Source organism: Pectobacterium fontis, from assembly GCF_000803215.1.
GTDB lineage: Bacteria > Pseudomonadota > Gammaproteobacteria > Enterobacterales > Enterobacteriaceae > Pectobacterium > Pectobacterium fontis.
The window spans coordinates 1-1,582 of sequence record NZ_JSXC01000090.1 but is presented as its reverse complement, the minus strand read 5'-3'; the positions used below and the strand labels follow the sequence as shown (position 1 = coordinate 1,582).

The window sequence follows — 1,582 nt, the reverse complement described above, 5'->3', positions numbered from 1 at the left end:
GCCAGATTCTGACGCGACAGGATTAACGACGTCGGGCCGTCCTGACGCTCAATCGCGTATTTCCACGCCACCGCCGTTTCCACCTGGTCTGCCGGACGCCAGTTGCTCATGTTCGGCGTCACACGCAGGCTCGCCAGTTGTTCAACCGGCTGGTGCGTCGGGCCGTCTTCGCCCAGACCGATGGAGTCGTGGGTGTAGACGTAGATGCTGCGGATTTTCATCAGCGCCGCCATGCGCACGGCGTTACGCGCGTATTCCACAAACATCAGGAAGGTCGCGGTGTACGGCACAAAGCCACCGTGCAGCGCAATCCCGTTGGCAATCGCCGTCATGCCGAATTCACGCACGCCGTAGTGGATATAGTTGCCCGCGTGGTCTTTATCCAGCGAGACCGAGCCGGACCAGATGGTCAGGTTGCTCGGCGCCAGGTCGGCAGAGCCGCCGAGGAATTCCGGCAGCAGTTTGCCATAGGCTTCCAGCGCGTTTTGCGAGGCTTTGCGGCTGGCGATTTTCGCCGGATTGGCCTGCAAGTCGTCGATAAATTTCTGGGCATCGGCCTGCCAGTTGGCGGGCAGTTCACCGGCGGTGCGGCGGGTGAACTCGGCAGCCAGTTCCGGGTACGCGCTGGCGTAGGCGGCAAACGCCTCGTTCCAGGCCGCTTCCTTACGCTGACCGGCCGGTTTGGCATCCCACGCGGCATAAATGTCGGCCGGAATATCAAACGGCGCATGCGTCCAGCCCAGTTGTTCGCGGGACGCGGCGACTTCTGCCTCGCCCAGCGGCGCACCGTGCGAATCGTGCGTACCGGCCTTGTTCGGTGAACCGAAACCAATCACGGTTTTGCACATCAGCAGCGACGGTTTATCAGTGACAAGCTGCGCTTCGCCGAGGGCGCGTTTGATGGCATCCGCATCGTGACCGTCCACGCCGCGTACCACATGCCAGCCGTAGGCTTCAAAACGGGCGGCGGTATCGTCGGTAAACCAGCCTTCAACGTGGCCGTCGATGGAAATGCCGTTGTCATCATAAAACGCGGTCAGCTTGCCGAGCTTCATGGTGCCCGCCAGCGAGCAGACTTCGTGGGAAATCCCTTCCATCATGCAGCCGTCGCCAAGGAAGGCGTAGGTGTGATGGTCAACAATCTCGTGACCCGGACGGTTGAACTGCGCCGCCAGCGTGCGCTCGGCAATCGCCATCCCGACAGCGTTGGCGATACCCTGCCCCAGCGGGCCAGTGGTGGTTTCCACGCCGGCGGTGTAGCCGTATTCAGGGTGCCCAGGGGTTTTCGAGTGCAACTGGCGGAAGTTTTTCAGTTCTTCAATCGGCAGGTCGTAGCCGGAGAGATGCAGCAGGCTGTAAATGAGCATGGACGCGTGGCCGTTGGACAGCACGAAGCGGTCGCGGTTGGCCCAGTGAGGGTTAGCCGGATTGTGGTTCAGGTAATCGCGCCACAACACTTCGGCGATATCGGCCATGCCCATCGGTGCGCCGGGGTGACCGGATTTGGCTTTCTGCACCCCATCCATGCTCAGCGCGCGGATAGCATTGGCAAGTTCTTTACGAGAGGACATGCTTGACTCCA

1 protein-coding gene is annotated in these 1,582 nt (G+C 61.4%); it reads right to left on the bottom strand.

Features of this window, described 5'->3' with window-relative positions:
• The coding region (gene tkt, locus OI69_RS18690; RefSeq protein ID WP_039354191.1) for a transketolase at positions 1-1,571 on the bottom strand (1,571 nt) is incomplete at its 3' end.
• Between the last annotated feature and the right edge of the window lie 11 nt (positions 1,572-1,582).